Annotated in this window: 16 protein-coding genes and 1 pseudogene; 8 read left to right on the top strand and 9 right to left on the bottom strand. The window is 73.8% G+C overall.

All coding sequences use genetic code 11. The annotated features are described in order from the left end of the window. Window positions 1-2 precede the first annotated feature (2 nt). Window positions 3-2771: a hypothetical protein gene (locus tag ACPPVO_RS16660; RefSeq protein ID WP_426512104.1), complete on the bottom strand. Its 2769-nt coding sequence runs from the start codon at window positions 2769-2771 to the stop codon at window positions 3-5. 131 nt (window positions 2772-2902) lie between these two features. Here ACPPVO_RS16660 and ACPPVO_RS16655 point away from each other — a divergent pair, with 131 nt between their 5' ends. Continuing rightward, window positions 2903-3271 carry a hypothetical protein gene (locus ACPPVO_RS16655; protein WP_426512103.1) on the top strand — a complete coding sequence of 123 codons (369 nt, stop codon included), beginning with the start codon at window positions 2903-2905 and terminating at the stop codon, window positions 3269-3271. Window positions 3272-3328: 57 nt separating this feature from the next. Here ACPPVO_RS16655 and ACPPVO_RS16650 read toward each other — a convergent pair whose 3' ends face one another. The 3 genes from ACPPVO_RS16650 to ACPPVO_RS16640 all read right to left on the bottom strand — a co-directional run bounded on the left by ACPPVO_RS16650 (window position 3329) and on the right by ACPPVO_RS16640 (window position 7702). After that, complete coding sequence (locus ACPPVO_RS16650) at window positions 3329-6100, bottom strand: ricin-type beta-trefoil lectin domain protein (RefSeq protein ID WP_426512102.1); 2772 nt, start codon at window positions 6098-6100, stop codon at window positions 3329-3331. Between the two features lie 193 nt (window positions 6101-6293). Continuing rightward, window positions 6294-7199, bottom strand: a complete 906-nt coding sequence (locus ACPPVO_RS16645; RefSeq protein WP_426512101.1) for an aldo/keto reductase — start codon at window positions 7197-7199, stop codon at window positions 6294-6296. After that, window positions 7196-7702 carry an N-acetyltransferase family protein gene (locus ACPPVO_RS16640; protein WP_426512100.1) on the bottom strand — a complete coding sequence of 169 codons (507 nt, stop codon included), beginning with the start codon at window positions 7700-7702 and terminating at the stop codon, window positions 7196-7198. The genes ACPPVO_RS16645 and ACPPVO_RS16640 overlap by 4 nt, the downstream gene beginning before the upstream one ends. Window positions 7703-7793: 91 nt before the next feature. On the opposite strand from ACPPVO_RS16640, the pseudogene ACPPVO_RS16635 reads away from it, so the two are divergent. After that, window positions 7794-8594: pseudogene (locus ACPPVO_RS16635) on the top strand (DMT family transporter); the annotation flags it as partial. Between the two features lie 79 nt (window positions 8595-8673). Here ACPPVO_RS16635 and ACPPVO_RS16630 read toward each other — a convergent pair. Both ACPPVO_RS16630 and ACPPVO_RS16625 read right to left on the bottom strand, forming a co-directional pair. Then, a complete protein-coding gene (locus tag ACPPVO_RS16630) occupies window positions 8674-9777 on the bottom strand; it encodes a glycosyltransferase (RefSeq protein ID WP_426512099.1) in 1104 nt (367 codons plus the stop codon). Beyond that, window positions 9774-10520, bottom strand: a complete 747-nt coding sequence (locus tag ACPPVO_RS16625) for a DUF2334 domain-containing protein (protein WP_426512098.1) — start codon at window positions 10518-10520, stop codon at window positions 9774-9776. Before ACPPVO_RS16625 ends, ACPPVO_RS16630 begins: the two co-directional genes overlap by 4 nt. A gap of 184 nt (window positions 10521-10704) precedes the next feature. Here ACPPVO_RS16625 and ACPPVO_RS16620 point away from each other — a divergent pair, with 184 nt between their 5' ends. Next, the gene (locus tag ACPPVO_RS16620; protein WP_426512097.1) at window positions 10705-10899 is read left to right on the top strand and encodes a hypothetical protein; all 195 of its coding nucleotides are present in this window, start codon (window positions 10705-10707) and stop codon (window positions 10897-10899) included. On the opposite strand, the gene ACPPVO_RS16615 is transcribed toward ACPPVO_RS16620, so the two are convergent. After that, window positions 10896-12125, bottom strand: coding sequence for a branched-chain amino acid ABC transporter substrate-binding protein (locus ACPPVO_RS16615; RefSeq protein ID WP_426512096.1), 1230 nt, complete (start codon window positions 12123-12125; stop codon window positions 10896-10898). The genes ACPPVO_RS16620 and ACPPVO_RS16615 overlap by 4 nt on opposite strands. Here ACPPVO_RS16615 and ACPPVO_RS16610 point away from each other — a divergent pair. The 3 genes from ACPPVO_RS16610 (at window position 12103) to ACPPVO_RS16600 (ending at window position 14505) form a co-directional block, all read left to right on the top strand. Continuing rightward, a complete protein-coding gene (locus tag ACPPVO_RS16610) occupies window positions 12103-12480 on the top strand; it encodes a hypothetical protein (RefSeq protein ID WP_426512095.1) in 378 nt (125 codons plus the stop codon). The two genes, ACPPVO_RS16615 and ACPPVO_RS16610, sit on opposite strands and share 23 nt — an antisense overlap. A gap of 65 nt (window positions 12481-12545) precedes the next feature. Then, a complete protein-coding gene (locus tag ACPPVO_RS16605; RefSeq protein WP_426512094.1) occupies window positions 12546-13223 on the top strand; it encodes a FadR/GntR family transcriptional regulator in 678 nt (225 codons plus the stop codon). Window positions 13224-13626: 403 nt separating this feature from the next. After that, the gene (locus ACPPVO_RS16600; protein WP_426512093.1) at window positions 13627-14505 is read left to right on the top strand and encodes a fumarylacetoacetate hydrolase family protein; all 879 of its coding nucleotides are present in this window, start codon (window positions 13627-13629) and stop codon (window positions 14503-14505) included. Here the strand turns inward: ACPPVO_RS16600 and ACPPVO_RS16595 are convergent. Next, on the bottom strand, window positions 14482-14967 hold the full coding sequence (locus ACPPVO_RS16595; protein WP_426512092.1) for a TetR family transcriptional regulator: 486 nt from the start codon (window positions 14965-14967) through the stop codon (window positions 14482-14484). The genes ACPPVO_RS16600 and ACPPVO_RS16595 overlap by 24 nt on opposite strands. Before the next feature lie 113 nt (window positions 14968-15080). Between ACPPVO_RS16595 and ACPPVO_RS16590 the strand changes: the two genes are divergently transcribed. Together ACPPVO_RS16590 and ACPPVO_RS16585 are read left to right on the top strand one after the other, a co-directional pair. Further along, a complete protein-coding gene (locus ACPPVO_RS16590; protein WP_426512091.1) occupies window positions 15081-16649 on the top strand; it encodes a CocE/NonD family hydrolase in 1569 nt (522 codons plus the stop codon). Window positions 16650-16658: 9 nt separating this feature from the next. Next, window positions 16659-17915, top strand: coding sequence for an alpha/beta fold hydrolase (locus ACPPVO_RS16585; RefSeq protein WP_426512090.1), 1257 nt, complete (start codon window positions 16659-16661; stop codon window positions 17913-17915). Here the strand turns inward: ACPPVO_RS16585 and ACPPVO_RS16580 are convergent, their stop codons facing one another. Beyond that, window positions 17916-18206: a hypothetical protein gene (locus ACPPVO_RS16580; protein ID WP_426512089.1), complete on the bottom strand. Its 291-nt coding sequence runs from the start codon at window positions 18204-18206 to the stop codon at window positions 17916-17918. Window positions 18207-18264 lie beyond the last annotated feature (58 nt).

Below are 18264 nucleotides of genomic sequence, written 5' to 3'. Positions count from 1 at the left end.
GCCTATTTGCGCCGGTCGGCGTTGAGGTCCAGGAACTTGATGACCAGCTCCTGGTGCGGGACCTCGATCCGCCCCGGATGCGTGGACGGCAGCCGCGGCACCGGCTCGCCCAGCCAGGCGAACAGGTGCTCCAGGTCGCGCAACTCCCAGTACCGCCAGTGCGGCGGCCCGTCCGCCCAGGCGAGCCGGTAGGCCTCGCACGCGTGCGCGACGGCCTCGTCCCGCTCGCCGAGGGCGCCGTAGGCGCGGGCCAGCGGATTGTGCGGCAGATGCGCCGGGTGCATCCGCGGGAGGCGCTCCACCGACTCGGCGATGGCCCGGCGGGCGTCGTCCGGCCGGCCGAGGCCGGCCAGCGGCAGCGCCTGCAGCGCCGGCGTCGACTCCCCGCCGGCGTCGCGGACGAGCCGCTCCATCTGCTCCGCCGCGTCGAGCACGGCCGGCCAGTCGCCCACCCGGGCGAAGTACTCCCAGCGGAGGTTGAGCAGGCCGAGGCGCTCGTCCCAGTCGCCGACCGGCTCGAGCTCGGCCGGGTCCAGCTTGCCTTCGAGCAGCCGGATGTACAGCAGGAGGTACCGCGCGGTCGTGTGGCTCCACGACTCGCGCGCCCTCCGGCGGAGCCGGTCGGCCCGCTGCAGCATCGCCCGGGCCTGGTCGAGCCGGCCGCTGTCGAGCTCGAAGCGGGCCGACTCGACGGTGTCGCCGTACTGCTGCTCGACCTTGAACAGCGCGGCGACCTGCCGCCGCAGGTCCAGGCAGCGGTTCGCGGCCAGCAACTGCCCGGTCGTGTAGTAGAAGCGGCGCAGCGCGGAGAGGCAGTCGATGATCGTGCCGACCCGCGCCCACCGGAGCGCGCTGCCCAGGTCGCCGGCGACGAGCGCGATCGCCTCGGCGTACCGGCCCGTCATCGAGTACGCGAGCGACAGGTCGTTGCGCAGGCGCGGCGAACCGGCCTCGGCCATCGGGGCGAGCAGCTCGGTCACCGTCGTGTAGGCGCCGAGTCGTTTGGTGAGCGGCTCGCTCAGCTCACGCCAGACGCCCTCGGCCTCCTGGTGGCGTTCGGCGCCGACGAGCGCGACGAAGATGGCGATCGTCCGGTGCAGGTCGTCCACGCTCGCCGCCCGGCCGGTGTTCTCCGGCGGCAGGGCCTGGAAGTACTTGCCGACCTCCTCGTTGGCGCGGACCCGGTCCTCGCGGTCGAGCTGGTCGTGGGCGTACGCGCGGATCAGCGGGTGCAGGTCGTAGGAGTTCGACGGGCGGTCCCACCACAGCAGGCCGCGCTGCTCCAGGTCGTGCAGGGCGGCGTCGAGCGCGACCCGCGCGTCGAGCTCCCGCGCACCCGGCCCGCGGCGGCGGAACGGGTTTATCGCGTCGAGCGTCGCCCAGGCCACCTCGCTGGTGAACACCGAGATCAGGCCGAGCAGCTCGCGGCTGGGCGCCGGGAGCCCCGCGAACGCGACCTCCAGGATGTGGCTCTGCCGCTGGGTCAGGCGCGAGTCCCTGACCGTGAAGGCCCGGCCGCCCGCCGGGTCGACCAGCCAGCGATCGAAGTCGCCGGGCGCCGGGCGGAAGTCCCGCACGAGCGCGGCGATCAGCGCGATGAGCAGCGGGTGGTTGCCCAGCGGCCCGAAGAAGGCGGTGGACTCCGGCGGGGTCGCCCGCACCTGCAGCCGTTGCAGCAGGCGTACGACCTCGTCGTCGTCGAGTCCGGGCAGCTTGATGCGCTGGACCGGGTTGACGAAGTCGAACCGGCGTTCCAGGGCGGCCGGCATGAGGCGGCTGCTGATGAGCACCTTCGACGGGGTGGCCTCGATGAGCTCCCGGACGAACGTATCGGCCAGCGGCTCGATGAGGCCCCGCTTGTCCGGCTCGACCTCGTCGTCGCGCAGCTTCGACGGGTCGAAGCGGTGGTAGGCGTGCAGCAGCCGCTCGAACCCGTCGAGCACCACCAGGTACGGGCGGTCGCTGAGGTGCGCCATGACCTCCCGGATGAGCGTGCTGCCGTCGAGGCGTTCGATCTCGCGCATCGGCGTGCGGGTCAGGTAGCAGTACAGCTCCCGCAGGAACTGGGTGATGGACGCCGAGCCGCCGTAGAAGCTCCACCAGAACCGTCCCGCGAACCGGTTCGTGCCGTCCTGGCCGCGCGTCCACTCCCACGTCAGCGCGCTCTTGCCGGTGCCGCCGATCGCCTCGACGACGAGCACCGGGCGCTGCCGGTCGCGGGCCCACGCGTCGAGCGTCCGCAGGTGCTGCGCCCGGCCGGTGAACGGGGTGTTGCCGACGTAGCGCGGCCGGGCGCACAGGGCCGGCGGCTCGGGCATGGTGAGCGCGGCCAGGTCCGGGGGCGGCGCCACGCTCTCGATGCGCGCGTTGAGCAGCACCGAGAACAGGCCGCGGCGCAGCGAGTCCGGCCCCGTCGCCGCCGGCGGCACCAGGATGCCGGGCAGGTCCCGGGCCCAGGCGTCGGGGGCGCCGCCGCCGGGCAGCAGCACGGCCCGGCCACAGGTCGCGGCGAGGCGCCGGCGCTCGGGCACGGGCAGGTCCGGCACGTCCGGGACCGGCTCGAGCCCGACGCGGCGGCACACCTCGTCGGCCGCCTGCCACCACCCGGCCGGCCCCACGACGTACACCCGCCGCGACCGCTCCCACTCGTGCAGGCGGCGGTACAGCTCGGCCGGGTCGACCCCGTAGTTGTTGACGGTGTTGTGCGAGCCGACCGCCACACCCCGCGCGAACGGGAGGTAGTACGCATCGGTGGGGCGCGGGCCGTCCATCGCCTCCCAGCATGGCCAGGGCCGCAACCGGAGTCGATGGGCCGGACAGCCAGCGAACGGGCACCACCGGCAGGTGCCGCCGCGGGCCGTTCGGCTGCCATGATGGCCCGACCCGACGTGGGAGGCGCAGCATGGACCCATTGGCACTCGTCCTCGGCGCGCTCGCCGCGGGCGCGGCGGACCTCACGGGCGGCGCGGTCACGGACGCGTACCGCGCGCTGAAGCGGCTCGTGGCGGCCCGCCTGAGCGGGCGCGGGCCGGCGCAGCTCGCGCTGGCGCAGTACGAACGCGATCCCCGGACCTGGCGCGAGCCGGTGGCCGCGGGCCTGCGCGGCAGCGGCGCCCTCGCCGACCCCGCGGTCCTGGAGGCGGCGCAGCGGCTCATGGCGCTGGTCGACGCCGACGGGGCCCGGGCCGGGCGGTTCGTCGTGCACCTGACCGGGGCGCAGGGCGTGCAGATCGGCGACCACAACACGCAGCACAACCGCTTCGGCGCCTGAGCCCGGGGCGCGCCGGCCGGGTCGGACCCGGCCGGCGCGCAACGTGGAGGCCGTGGCTCAGTTGTGGACCCACTTCTGCTGGGCCACTCCGGTCGCCTCCCAGATCTGCAGCTGGGTGCCGTCGGCCGAGGCGCCGCCGGCGGCGTCGAGGACCTTGGCCGACTGCGGGTTGCGCAGCGTGCCGTCGGGCTGGGCCAGCCAGACCTGCGCGGCCGAGCCGTTGCAGTCGTACAGCTGCACCTTGGTGCCGTTGGCGGTGCCGGCGTTGTCGACGTCCAGGCACTTGCCCAGGGCGCGCAGGGTGTCGCCGGTACGGGTCCAGCTCTGCGCGCCCGAGCCGTTGCAGGTCCACAGCTGGATCTTCGTGCCGTTGGCGGTGCCGGCGTTGCTGACGTCGACGCACTTGCCGCCGATGCCCGTGATGGTGCCGGTGTGGTCGCCGCCCCCGCCGGCCGGCGCGACGGCGATGTTGTCGAGGTTGACGTGGCCGATGTCGCCGGTGTCCACCTTGTACGCGACGGTGTTGCCCCCGGCCCGCAGGGTGAGCGTCTCCGTCTGGGTCGCCCAGGTGTCCCAGTTGCCGGTGTCGGCGAGCGACAGCTGTTTCACCCTGGCGCCGTTGAGGTACAGGCTGACGGTCTTCGCCCCGGCCGAGGGGTTGGGCCCGTTGCTGAAGCGCAGCGCCACGTTGTAGGAGCCGGCGCTGGGCGCGGCGACGCTGAACGTGGCCGCGGCGCCGGTGTTGCCGAGGCCGGCCACGAAGCCGCTGCCGGTGTATCCACTGTGGTCGGTGGCGACGCCGGCGCTGCCGCTCAGGCCCGAGTTCTCGGCCTCCTGCTGGCCCGTGGGCGGCAGCGTGCCGTCGGCGAGGGCGTTGAGGGTGTACCACGCCTCGGTGCTCCACAGCGACTGGCCCGTCGTCGAGGTGAAGGGCCGCGGCGAGCGCACGTACACGACCCGGCCGGGCTTGAGGCCGGCAACTTGCACGGTCACCTTCAGGCGGTCCGCGGAGAGCGTCGCCGAGGTGACCGGGAGGGTCTCCTCGTCGACCTTCGGGCCGCCGTAGGCCGGGGTGGAGACGTACCGCCACTGCTTGAAGGTGTAGTGCGAGGCCAGCTGGGCCGCCGTCTCGGTCGACACCGGCTGGGTGTACTCCAGCTCGAAGCCGCCCGGCCGGACCCGCATCGCCTTGAAGTCGAACGTGCCGGCGCCGTTCGGGGTCAGCTTCTGCAGCCCGTACGTCAGCTTGCCCTCCTGGCCCCAGTTGCCGCCGGCGCCGAGGCCGCCCGCGTAGAGCGCGCCGTCGGGGCCCTCGCTGATGCGCAGCACGCCCATCTCGAGCCCCTGCGTCATGCGGAACACGGCGCCCTGGTACTCGCCGCCGACCTGCTCCAGGTAGGCACGCTGGACCCCGCCGTAGGTCACGTCGCCGAACGCGAGCTGCCCGGCGTACGGTCCACTGTGGAGCACCAGCGGCGTGCTCGGCGAGTTGGCGATCTCGTTCTGCGGCAGCCACAGCACCGGCTGGGTGATCGGCTGGGCGTCGAACAGGCCGTCGGGGTTGGTGTAGTGGCCGAAGAAGCGGTCCGGCTTGATCTGCACGAGCTTCGACGCGGGCAGCCAGCCGCCCTGGTTGTCGGTCACGAACAGCTCGCCGGCCGGGCCCCAGCCGATCCCGTCGGGGGTGCGCAGGCCGCCGGCGACGTACTGCACGGCGCCGGTCGAGCGGTTGATCTTCAGGCTGGTGCCGCGGTTCGCCGAGCCCTGCGGGTCCGTGGTCGCGCCGCCCTCGTTGATGGAGACGGACAGGTTCAGGTAGAAGTACCCGTCCTGGTACAGCAGCCCGAACGCGAACTCGTGGAAGTTGCCGTCGAAGGGCCAGGTCGCGACGGTGCGGTACCGGTCGATCAGGCCGTCGCCGTTGGTGTCGGTGAGCTCGGTGAGCTCGTGCTTCTGCGACACGTAGATGACGCCGTCGACGATCTTCAGGCCCATGGGCTCCTTCAGCCCGGAGGCGATGCGGGTGTACTGCACCTGCGCCGGCGAGGTGGCGCCGGTGACGTTGCGCAGGATGTACACCTCGCCGGTCGTGTTCAGGCTCCCGCCCCAGGTGGCGATCGCGAGGCGCCCGTCGGGGAACCAGTCCATCGCGCTCACCTGCGGGTTGAAGCCGCTCGGGCGCAGGTTCGTGAGGGTGTACCCCGGGTGCACCGACGACAGCGGCAGGCCGTCGCCCGGCGAGTCGGCGGCGCCCTCGCACTCCTTGCGCCCGGGCGCGGTGACCCGCACGACGCCGGAGTCGGTGCTCAGCACCGAGTTGGGCACGAGCGCGAAGGCGGACGCGCCGGGCGGGCGCCAGTCGAGGGTCAGCTGCTGGCCGCCGGTGCGCTCGAAGAAGTCGATGCGCAGCGCGTGGTACCCGGCGGTGAGGCTGACGGTGCCCTCGACGGCGGTGGCCCCGTGCAGCCCGTCGTTGGTGATCACGGTGGCGCCGTCGATGGCGAGGCGGGAGCCGTCGTCGCTGGTGAGCCGGAACGCGTACGAGCCGGCGGCGGTGATGTTGACGTTGCCGATGACCTGGGCCTGGAAGTAGTCCTCGAGCCCGCCGAAGTCGGCGGCGGTGGTCCAGTTGACGGTCGGCACGAGCTTGTCGACGTTGGGCGTCTGGCCGGGCTTGAGCACGCAGATCGAGCTCTGCGGGGTCTGCAGGTCGAAGACGCGCAGGGTGACGCCGGGCTCTTGCGGTGGCACCGCGGCCTCGGCGGGAACCGCCGGCAGCAGGCCGGCGACCGCGAGCAGCGGGGCGAGGAGGGTCGTCCATCGCTTCAAGGGGAACGCTCCAAGGGGTAGGAGCCGTCATGGACTCCCGCGCGCGCTCGCCGAAGACGGGCACGGGTCATCGCCGCGCTGCCGGTACTGGCGGAACCGACGGACGTCGATGTGTTAGGTCACGCTAGGGGACTTCCGTCGAAAAGTCGACAACTTCTGCTGAAGATGGCGAAAGCTTGTCCGAATTGGACGCTTACGCCAGGTCGTCCCACAGGGCCGGCGGAATCGGGTGCTCCAGCAGCGCCGCGTTCTGCGCCATCTCCGCGGCCGAGCGGGCCCCGACCACCACGGCGGCGACCGCCGGGTGCCGGAACGGGAACTGCACCGCGGCCGCGAGCAGGGGCACGCCGTGGCGCTCGCAGACATCGCGCACCCGGCGGCCCGCGTCCTCGTCGAAGAGCCCGCCGCCCTGGTACACCCCGGCGGCCAGGACCGCCACCCCGCGCTCCGCGCACAGCGGCAGCAGCTCGTCCGCGCCCGAACGGTCCAGCAGCGTGTACCGCCCGGCGAGCATCACGCAGTCGACCCCGGGCTCCGGCGCCTCGCGGACGAACCGGGCGGCGACGTCCGCGTGGTTGACGCCGAGCGAGACGGCCGCGATCCGCCCGGCGCGGCGCAGCCGGTCCAGCGCCGGGTAGGCCGCGCCGAGCGCGGCCGCGTAGTTCAGGTCCGGGTCGTGGACGTGCAGCACGTCGACCCGCTCCAGGCCGAGGCGGTCCAGGCTGTCGGAGAGCGAGCGGTACACCCCCTCGGCCGTGAAGTCGAGGCGCGGGCCGACCCCGGCCGGCGGGTCGGCCCAGATCGGCTGCCCGTCGGGGCCGCCCGCCTCGATGAGCCGGCCGACCTTCGTGCACAGCACGTACTCGTCGCGCGGCCGCCCGCGCAGGGCCCGCCCGGCGCGGCGCTCGGAGCGGCCGTAGCCGTACACCGGAGCGGTGTCGAACAGCCGCACCCCGAGCCGCCACGCGGTGTCGACGGTGTCGCGCGCGTCCTGCGGCGGGACCGGCGCCCGCAGGCCGCCGATCGAGGCGAGCCCGAGGCCGAGCCGGGTCACCGCCAGGCTCGTGCGGCCCAGGAGCACACGGTCGCCGGCCTTCACGCGCTCAACGGTACCGACAGCTGCTCGTCCGGTACCGCCGCCAGATCGAAGGCGTAGTGGAGCAGGCCGTCCTCGTAGGTGGGGCTCCAGCCCGGCCCCACGAGGGCCCGGATGAGGCCCTTGCTCGCCGCGTTGCCGCCGGACACGTCGGCCTGGATGGTGCGCACCCCCGCCGCGACCATGCGGTGCACCAGGGCCCGGATGAGCACGGTGGCCAGGCCGGTGCGCTGCCACGGGTCGGCGACCAGCACCGCCAGGTCGGCCGCGGTCGAGCCGGCCGGGCAGCGGCCGTACTCGGCCCAGCCGCACAGCTCGCCGCCGTCGAGGGCGACCTGGGCGTCCCACTCGGGGCGCGGACCGGCCGCGATGTGGCGCAGGTAGAACACGGGCAGCCGGCCGCCGCTGCCGACGAGGAAGCGCCGGTCGATGCTGTGCGCGGACAGGTGCCGTTCGGCGCCCGCCACCAGGTGCTCGTCGCCCGTTCGCCATGGCCGGATGAGCATGGGCTGAGTCTAGAACTCGAACCCAACCCCTGTGACCGGGTACGTGACGGGGCCCACACCCGGCAACCGGGCGCCGCAACACCGCGTGGCCATGCCCCCGACGCCGGGCGGTCGCCTGCCTGGGGTACAACCCCTGATCATGTCTGCCGTCGTGCTGTCGGTCCTCGCCGCCGCCATATTCACCACCTCGGCGGCGATGCAGCAGCGCGCGGCGCGCCGGATCAACCCGGACGTACACGGCCGGGCGCTGCCGGTGCGGGTGTTCCTGCTGGTCCGGCGGCTGGTGAGGGACCGCTGGTGGCTGGCCGGCTGGCTGCTGAACGTGGCCGCGTTCGCCGCGCACGCGTTCGCGCTGCACCTCGGCTCGCTCACGGTCGTGCAGGCGCTGCTGGTGTCGCAGCTGCTGTTCGCGATGCTCACGGTCCGCCACCCGCCGGCCCGGGCCTGGCTCGGCACCATCGCCGTCTGCTCCGGGCTGGCCCTGCTCGTCGTGGCGCGTCCGTCGGTACCGCACACCCTCGAGCGAACCGATGTGCTCCCCGCCGTCGGGATCGCCGTGGGCGTGATCGTGCTGTTCATCGCCGGCGCGCACCTGCTGCCGGCCCGCACCGAGGCCCGCCTGCGCGGCGCGCTCGCCGGGGTCGCGGCCGGCGTGTGCACGTGCCTGACCGCCGTCTTCGTCGTGCTCGTCACCGACACCCTGGCCCGCGAGGGCGTCCGGGGCCTGGCGACCGACTGGTCGACCCTGGCCGTGATCGCCTCGACCACGGCGAGCGGCCTGCTGACCCAGGACGCGTTCGCGGCCGGCTCGCTGCCGACGGCGCTGACCGCGATAAGCATCGCCGACCCGCTCTGCAGCGCGCTGTTCGACGCGACCGTCTTCCACGCGGGCTGGCGCGGCGCCCGGTGGTGGCCCTGGAGCCAGCTGGTCGTCGCGGCGCTGCTCGTCGCGGGCGTGGCGCTGCTCTCGGCTACGGGACGCGCAGCCGGCCGGTCGCCCGGGCGAACACCTCCAGCAGACCGTCGACCGTCGCCGACCACGGAAACTGTTCCCCCACCGCCCGCGCGTCCGAACGACGGCGCTCCGGCGGCTCGCTGAGCAGCTCCTCGACGCCGTCGGCCAGCCCCTTCGGGGTGCCGTCGGTGACCCGGCCGGACGCGGGGCGCAGGATCAGCTCCCCGGCCGCGCCCTTCGACGGGACCACGACCGGCACGCCGCACGCGAGGGACTCGAGGGTGGCCAGGCCGAACGTCTCGGCGGGCGACGGCGACAGCGAGATGTCGGCGGTGGCGACGAGCTCGGCGAGGCGCGTGCGCTCGGCCACGTGGCCCAGGAAGCGCACCGGCAGGTCCTCGGCGAGGCGGGCCAGGCGGCGCTGCAGCGGCCCGGTGCCGATGACGTCGAGGGTGGCCGGCACCCCGCGCCGGCGCAGCTCGCGCAGGGCCTCGATGGACAGCTCGGGGTGCTTCTCGGTGGACAGGCGGGAGACGGTGACGAGGCGCGGGCCCGGCTCGCGGTGGGCGGGCTTGAACGTCTCCAGGTCCACCCCGAGCGGCACCCGGTGGATCTTCTCGCGGCCGAAGACCTCGAACTCCGCGGCGGAGAAGGACGATGTCAGCACGATGTGGTCGACGAGGCGGTGCAGGCGGCGGTTGATCGCGGCCGCCGCGGAGTCCAGCGGGAACCAGCGCGGCACCCGGGTGCGCAGGATGGCGTTGATGCGCTCGTGGGAGACCAGCACCAGCGGTACGCCCCGGGACCGCGCCCAGGGCGCGAGCCAGCCGATGCTGAGCTTGTCGTTGGCCTCCAGGACGTCCGGCTCGACCTTGTCCAGCAGCTCGCACACCCGGCGGCGGGCGGTGAGCACCCGGTAGCCGCCGGTGCCGGGCAGCAGCGGGCTGCGCACGGTGAGGTGGCGCCCGTCGGGCAGCGTGATGTCGCGGTTCTCGGTGCCGGGCACCAGCGTGACGCGCTCGTGGCCGGCCGCGATGTACCCGCGCCCGGTCTGCTCCACGCAGGTGCGCAGCCCCCCGGAGACCGGGGTGTAGAAGTTCGCGAGCTGGACGATCCTCACGACGCCGCCGCGTCCAGGACGGCACCGTAGGTGGTGGCGCGGGCGCCGGCCTTCAGCGCGCCCTCGATGGCGCGCAGCGTGTCGTCGCGCAGCCCCGGGCGGTGCAGGTCGTCGGGGTGCAGCGCGACGCGCACCAGGCCGCGGCGGCGGGTGGCCCAGGCCGCGCCGGCGCGCAGGACGGCCGAGCCGAGGCGCTCGCCGGTGCCGCCGGGGCGGTGGGAGAGCGCGAATCCGCGGCGGGCACGGCTGGGCCCGGCGCCGCGCAGGTCCTTCACGCCGAAATGATCCGTGGTGTACCGGAAACCGGCGCCGGCCAGCGCCCGCTCGGCGGCCGGCGAGGCGAGCCAGCCCGGCGGGGTGAAGCCGGTGGTCTTCAGCCCGAGGCGGTCGAGCACGTCCTTGGCGTCGCCGAGGCGGCGGGCGGCCTGCCCCTCGTCGAGCGCGGCGAACTCGGCGGCCCCCCGGGCCACGGCCCGGCCGACGGCGCGCCGAACGGCCCGCCCCTCCGGCCCGGCCCGGTGGCACCAGCCGTGCAGCACCAGCTCGTCCCCGCGGGCGGCGCGGTCCCGCAGCACCTCGGCGTAGTCCCCGTGGTCGGCGAGGGACATCCCCCGCCAGGGCCCGGGGATCACCAGCAGGGACACCGGGATGCCGAGCGCGTCGGCGTCGGCGCACCAGCGGGCGGTCTCGCCGGCGGTCGCCGGCGCCACGTCGTGGACGCTGACCACCAACAAGGGTTCCACAGTCGTCATCTAGGCCCATCACACCAGGTCAGGGCGGGCGTGCCGCATCGAGTCGGGGTACCTGTCGCCGGACGTTAGCACGTGCCGCATAACCGCTCGGGACCGCGACCACGCACCGCCCGACAATGCGGCGCACGTCACGATCGCATCGATGAACGTCCGCTCTCGCGCACATGAACCGCGCGTGTACAGATGGGGTTCGCGGAACGCGGGCCGGTCGCCCTCCGCCTACGACTCCGCCGCGGATTCGCTGAAGACCGGGTACCTGATCCACAATGGACAGCTCGACCGGTCCGACGAGGGCACCGGGCAGTCGTTCGCGGCGCGGGCCGGCGATCCGCAGCGCTTCGCGGCGCAGACGCTGACGCTGCCGTACTAGGCGGTGGACAGGTGAATCGTCGTCATCGGCAGCATCTCGGGGGCGCTCTGGCTGACGTTCGGGCGGTACACGTTCACCTCGACGTACTTGCGGTCCAGGTCGCCGGTGTCGGTGAAGTCGAACGTGCCCCGCGTCAGCACGAACGGGCCGTAGGCGAGGGTCTGGCGCACATCGGCGCGGGACCGCTGGCGGTCGCCGACCGCGCCCAGCAGGAGCAGGGCGGCGTCGAACGCGGCACCGGCGTGCCGGCCCGGCGGCTGCTGGTACGCCTTGCGGAACTCCTCGCCGTAGATCCGGTCGCCCCACTCGCCGCACCCGCACACCGCGAACGTGTTGACTGCCGCGTTGCCGGCCAGCCGGGAGAACTCGAGGTCGAGCAGCGGCTCGCCCCCGACGACCGGACCGCCGAAGCCGGCCGCGCGCAGCGCCTTGACCAGGTCGGCCGCCTCGCCGGTGGAGCCGGTGAAGTAGACGGACTCGGCCCCCGACGGCAGGACCTTGCCCACGACGGCCGCGTAGTCCTTGAGCCCGGCCGGGACCTGGGCGGTGGCGACGACGGTCAAGGCGGTGTCGTGCCGCAGGCGATCGGCGATCCGCAGGTCGAGGGCGCTGTCGTGGCGCACCATGAACACCTTGCCGGCGCTGAGCCTGGCGCTCAGCAGCACCGCGGCGGCGTCGGCGACGTCGAGGTCGGTGGGGTACAGCCGGTGGAACATGCCCAGGCCCAGCGCCGCGACGGCCGGGTCGCCCGCGGACGGCGTGATGAAGGGCAGGCCCCGGGCGTCGAACCACACGCCCGCCTGCCCCACCTCGGCGCTGCGCAGCGGCCCGACGACACCGACGACCTCGTCGCCGAACCGGGCCAGCGCGTCGGACAGCTGCGACGGCGTGCCGTGGCCGGTGTCGGCCTCGACCAGGCGCACCTGGCACCCGGTCACGTTCGACGCGTTGTGGCGGTCGACGGCGAGCTTGACCGCACGCCGGGCGTCGAGGGCGTCGGGGCCGAGCTCGTCGGCGCCGAGGAAGCCGATGGCCGGGCACTTGCCGGGGTCGAACGACGACTCCAGCACCGGCGCCATCGGCACGGGCACCTCGTCCGCCGGCGACGCCGCGGTGGTGACGCGGGCCGCGGGGCCGTCGCCGGCGGCGTTGTCGTCGTCGTCGCTCTGGTCGCACGAGACCGCGCAGCACACGATCGCGGCGATGGCGGCAAGCAACGCGGCCAACACGACCTTCTTGTTCGTCGTGCTCTTCGGCGAAGAGGGTTTCGGCGGCGTTTGCGAAGACCGGGGCGCCTTCGGCGTGCGCGAGGAGCCGGGCTTCGGTGACGTGCGGGAGGAGCCCGGCTTCGGCGGCGTGCGCGAGGAGCCCGGCTTCGGCGACGTGGGCCGAGGCTTCGCCGGCGGGGTGACCGGCGGCGAGACCGGCGGGGCCGGCGGCGAGACCGGCGGGGCCGGCATCTCCGGAGGCACGACCGGCTTGGCCGGGGAGCCGATCTCGAACGGCTTCGGCTCGGGGAACGCCTGCTTGCCGAACGACTCGGGCAGACGGCCGTCGGGCAGCTCCATGCGGTCACCATAGAGGGCGGTACCAAAAGGCGGGAACGCCTAAACTGGTCAGGCCACCAAGTCATCTGGAGAGTAGCCGTGACCGCCGAGTTCACCCCGCTGGACCGCTCATCGGCCGCCGCGCAGGCGATGCGGCAGATCCAGGAGATGATCGTCGACGGCCGGCTGGCCGCGGGGCAGCGCCTGCCCGCCGAGCGCGAGCTCAGCGAGATGCTGCAGATCAGCCGGCCCACGCTGCGCGAGACGATCCGGTCGCTGGTCAGTCTCAACATTCTGGAGAGCCGGCACGGCTCCGGCACCTACGTCGCGGCGCTGGACACCAAGACCCTGCTCGAGCCCCTGCAGTTCGTGATGTCGCTGAGCGTCCGCACCGTCGACGAGCTCTTCGAGGCGCGGCTGCTGATCGAGCCGGCCCTGGCCGCGCTCGCCGCCGCCCGCGCCGACGCGGGGCAGGTGGCCGTGATGCGCGCGGTGCTGGACAACCCGGACCGGGTGGCCACGGACGTCGCCCTGCACCGCCTGGTCGCGGACGCGGCCGGCAACGCCGTGCTCGCCGCCCTGCTGCAGACGCTGTCGACGCTGGGCCAGGCGAGCCGCGCCCTGACCGCGACCCGCCCGGGCATGCTGCGCCGCACGGCGGCCGAACACAGGGCCATCGTGGACGCCATCGACCGCCGCGACCCCGACGCCGCCCGCGCCGCGATGACCGAACACCTGGAGCGCGTCGCGGCCGAGGCCAGGCGCACCGTGGCCTGACCGGCCGGCCTGACCGCTGCCGAACCAACCACCGCGAACCGGCCCGCACACGGGCCCTGAACGAAGCCGCGCCGGCCCGCCCACTGCCGAACCAACCACCGCGAACCGGCCCACACACGGGCCTGACCGAAGCCGTGCCGGCCTGACCGCTGCCGAACCAACCACCGCGAACCGGCCCACACACGGGCCTGACCGAAGCCGCGCCGGCCTGACCGCTGCCGAACCAACCACCGCGAACCGGCCCACACACGGGCCTGACCGAAGCCGCGCCGGCCCGCCCATCGACCGGTGCCGCCGATGCCGCGGCGAGGGCCGCCGCACGTCGTCCGCCCCGAAATATGCACTGTCCGAAGCGCTCGGATTGGCTTGACCACTTGGCCGCATGCGGCATAACTTGGCCGGTATGAGACTTGCGCGGATCGGGGACGCCGGCTTCGAGAAGCCCGTCGTGGTCGATGACGACGGGACGTACCGTGACCTGTCCGGCATCACCGCCGACATCGACGGCGCCTTCCTGGCCGGAGGCGGCCTCGACCGGGTCCGCGCCGCGCTCGGCGGCGGCGGTGGCGGCGGTGGCGGCACCCTCCCCCGGCTCGACGTCCCCGACGGCACGCGCCGAGGAGCGCCCCTCACCGGCATCGGCAAGGTCATCTGCATCGGGCAGAACTACGCCCGCCACGCGGCCGAGTCGGGGGCCGAGCCGCCGTCCGAGCCGATCGTGTTCATGAAGGCGGCCGACACCGTCGTCGGGCCCGACGACGACGTGCTCATCCCGAAGGCCAGTGTCAAGACCGACTACGAGGTCGAGCTCGCGGTCGTCATCGGGCGCACCGCGCGCTACCTGGACAGCCCGGCCGACGCCGCCGCGCACATCGCCGGATACGCGGTAAGCAACGACGTCTCCGAGCGCGAGTTCCAGCTCGAGCGCCTCGGCCAGTGGGACAAGGGCAAGAACTGCGAGACGTTCAACCCGCTCGGCCCCTGGCTGGTGACCCCCGACGACCTCGACGTGCCGGCGCTGCGGCTGCGCTCCTGGGTCAACGGCGAGGCCCGGCAGAACGAGGTCGCGGCCGACATGATCTTCGGTGTGCCGCACCTCGTCTGGTACGTCAGCCAGTTCATGGTGCTGTACCCGGGCGACGTCATCAACACCGGCACCCCGGCGGGCGTGGCCATGGGCCTGCCCGGCCAGCCCTACCTGCGCGCCGGCGACGTGATGGAGCTCGAGATCGAGGGCCTCGGGCGGCAGCGCCAGCGGCTACAGGCACACACCGTCCACTAGCAGCGCGATCGAGCGCTCGGCGTCGGCGGGCGCGCCCGACAGCATCGCGAAGAGCAGGGCCAGGTCGTCCGGCACGAGGCCGGGGCGCACCTGGCCCTGTTGCTGGGCCCGGCGCAGCGCCGGCGTCAGCGCCGCCCCCAGCCGGCGGTCGAGGCCGTCGGCGGCGGCGATGAGCGGGCGCATGACGGCGTACAGGCGCAGGGCCGTGCCGAGCAGCTCGCGAAAGGTGCACGCGTCGTCGGCCTCCAGCCGGGCCAGCTGCTCGGACACGACGGCGGCGACCAGGGTGGGCCGGTCGCGGAAGTGGCGGTACAACGTCGCCTGCCCGACCCCGGCCCGGCGCGCGATCTCGGGCATCAGCACCGCGGCGCGGCTCAGCATCAGCTCGCTCGCCGCGCGCACGATCGCCGAACGGTTGCGCTGAGCATCGCGCCGCTGCGGTGTCGGAGACCCGTAGAGCACCCCGGTATGTTACCGGCCGGTAATGAGAATGTCACGAACTTCTAATTCTCGGAACGGGCTCCTACGCTCCCAGCACTCAGGAAGCGAAGCGCTACCCCGCCAGGAGCGTGCGCATGACCCGTACCCGAAGAGCCCTGACCCTGCTGGCCGCCGCCGCCCTCGCCGCGGTAACCCTCCAGGCGCCGCCCGCGGCCGCGGCCACCCCCACCACCAGGTTCGTCGACATCACCGGCAGCGGCGCCGGAGTCACCCTGAAAGCCAACGTCGTCGCCCCGGCGACGAGCGGCCGGCACCCGGCCATCGTGTTCCCGTCCAGCTGGGGCCTCAACGACCTCGAGTACCTCGCGCAGGCGAACGCCCTGGCCAATCGCGGGTACGTCGTCGTCTCCTACACCCCGCGCGGCTGGTGGGCCTCCGGCGGCGAGATCGACACCGCCGGCCCGCAGGACCTGGCCGACCTGTCCAAGGTCGTCGACTGGACGATCGCGAACACCACGGCCGACCCGGCCCGCATCGGCGCGGCCGGCGTCAGCTACGGCGCCGGGATCAGCCTGCTCGGCGCCGCCTTCGACAAGCGGATCCGCGCGGTCGTCATGATGAGCGGCTGGACCGACCTCGTGTACAGCCTCTACGGCGACAACACCCGCCACCAGCAGTCCGCCGGGCTGCTGAGCCTCGCCGCGACCCTGCTCGGCCACCCCGGCGCCGACCTGACCGGCAAGCTCGCCGACTTCAACGCCAACCGCAACGTCGACGAGGTGAAGGCCTGGGCCAAGGCGCGCTCCGCGGCCACGTACCTCGACGCCATCAACGCCAACCAGCCCGCGGTGATGATCGCCAACGCGTGGGGCGACTCGTTCTTCCCGCCGGACCAGCTCGTGGACTTCTTCGGCCGGCTGCACACCCCGAAGCGGCTCGAGCTGCGCCCCGGCGACCACGCGATCGCCGAGTTCACCGGCATCCTCGGGCTGCCCAACGACGCCTGGACGAGCCTGTACCGCTGGTTCGACCAGTATCTCGCGGGCGTCGACACGGGCATCGGGGCCGAGCCGCCGGTACAGCTGCAGCCCTTGAACGCGGGCTCCGAGCACTATGCGTCGTGGTCGGCGCTGAACAGCTCGGTCCAGCGCTACGGGCTCGGCTCGATCCGCTGGCTCGACGGCACCGGCCTGCTCGGCGGCGCCCCGAGTACGGGGTGGAGCAAGACCTTGCCGGGCGACCTCGACACCGTCGCGAACGGCGGCGTGGTCCTGCTGACCAACGGCGTCGGCGCGTTCACCGGCCAGCAGCCGCAGATCTGGCTGCCCGCGGTGGACCGGCTGCGGGCGGGCGTCTGGGCGTCGGAGCGGCCGGGATCGGCGCTGCGCATCCGCGGCATCGCGCAGGTGCACCTGAACCTGACCGGCACCGCCGCGCAGGGGACCGTCGTGGCGTACCTGTACGACCTCGACAGCCTCGGCAACGCGAAGCTCATCACGCACGCCCCGGTCAGCTGGCTCGGCACGGCGACGGGCAGCCGCTCGGTCGACGTGGCGCTCTCGGCGACCGCGTACGACGTCCCGGCCGGTCACTCCCTGACCCTGGTCGTGGACACCGTGGACCCGCTCTACTACGACGCGAACACCCTCGGCGGCAGCGTGACTGTCGCCGGTGGCTCCTACGTGGACGTGCCCGTCCGGTAGAACAGGTACATGAACATCATCCGCACCGACCACGTCCTGGAGGTGCCGCTCGACCACGACGACCCCGCGGGCGAGACCATCGCCGTCTACGCCCGCGAGGTCGTCGCCCCCGGCGGCGGCGACAAGCCGTGGCTGGTGTTCCTGCAGGGCGGCCCCGGCAGCGCCTCGCCGCGCCCGCTCGGCCGCGACTCCTGGATCGACCGGGCCCTGGACGACTACCGGGTGCTGCTGCTCGACCAGCGCGGCACCGGCCGCTCCACCCGGGTCAGCCGCCACAGCGTGGCCCGCCGCGGCGGCCCCGAGGCCCAGGCCGCCTACCTGGCGCACTTCCGCGCCGACAGCATCGTCCGCGACGCCGAGCGCTTCCGCCGCCACCTGCTCGGCGACGCGCAGTGGACGGTCCTCGGCCAGAGCTTCGGCGGCTTCTGCGCCGTCACCTACCTGTCCCTCGCCCCCGAGGCGCTGCGCGAGGTGCTCATCACCGGCGGCCTGCCGGGCCTGCACGCCCGGGCCGAGGACGTGTACCGGCGCACCTACCCGCGGGTCGCGGCGAAGAACGCGGCCCACTACGCGCGCTACCCGCAGGACGTGGCCGCCGTCCGGGCCATCGCCGGGCACCTGCGCGAGCACGACGTGCGGCTCCCCGGCGGCGCCCCGCTGACCGTGGAGGCGTTCCAGACGCTGGGCCTGGCGCTGGGCTCCAGCACCGGCTCCCACGAGCTGCACTACTTGACCGAGGATGCCTTCGAGGCTTCGGGTGTACTTTCTGATGCCTTCGTCGCCCAGGTGCACCACCGCATCAGCTACGCGACGAACCCGGTCTTCCCGCTGCTGCACGAGTCGATCTACGGCCAGGGCGACGGCGCGACCGCCTGGGCCGCCCACCGCCAACGCGGCGCGCACCCCGAGTTCGACGCCCTGGCCACGGACGCCCCGGTCTACTTCACGGGCGAGATGACGTACCCGTGGGAGTTCGCCAACGACCCGGCGCTCACCCCGCTGCGCGAGGCCGCCGAACTCCTCGCCGAGCGCGGGAACTGGCCCCGCCTCTACGACCCGGAGGTGCTGGCGCGCAACGAGGTCCCGGTCGCGGCGGCCGTGTACTACGACGACATGTACGTCGACCGCGAGCTCTCCCTGGCCACCGCCGAGGCCATCCGGGGCGCCCGGGTCTGGGTCACCAACGAGTTCGAGCACGACGCCCTGCGGGTCAGCTCCCGGCCGGTGCTCGACCGCCTGATCGCCCTGGCCCGCGGCGAGGCCTGATCAGGCGCCCGGCGTGGCCTGGTAGCGGCTGATGAGCTCGCGCAGCATCGCGTTCTCGGGGCGCAGCCGGGCCAGCTCCCGCTCCAGGACCCCGGCCCGCTCGAACTGGGCCAGGGCCCGGCCCTCCAGCTGATGCTCGATGCCGGCGAGGCGGGCCTCCTCGGTCCGCAGCGCCGAGCCGGCGGCGGCGGCGGGGCCGAGCTCGGCCCGGGCCGCGGCCAGCTCGGCCTGCAGCCGCGCGACCCGCTGCTCCGCCTCCTGCCGGGCCAGCCGCAGCTCGGCCTCCAGCATCTTCGCGTCCTCACGTCGGCCGATACCTGCCGACCGAAAATACCAACCGGGGTCACGC

Source organism: Dactylosporangium sp. McL0621 (genome assembly GCF_049995355.1).
Lineage (GTDB): Bacteria > Actinomycetota > Actinomycetes > Mycobacteriales > Micromonosporaceae > Dactylosporangium.
The sequence above is the reverse complement of the archived record's forward strand: the minus strand, read 5'-3'. Positions and strand labels throughout refer to the sequence as shown.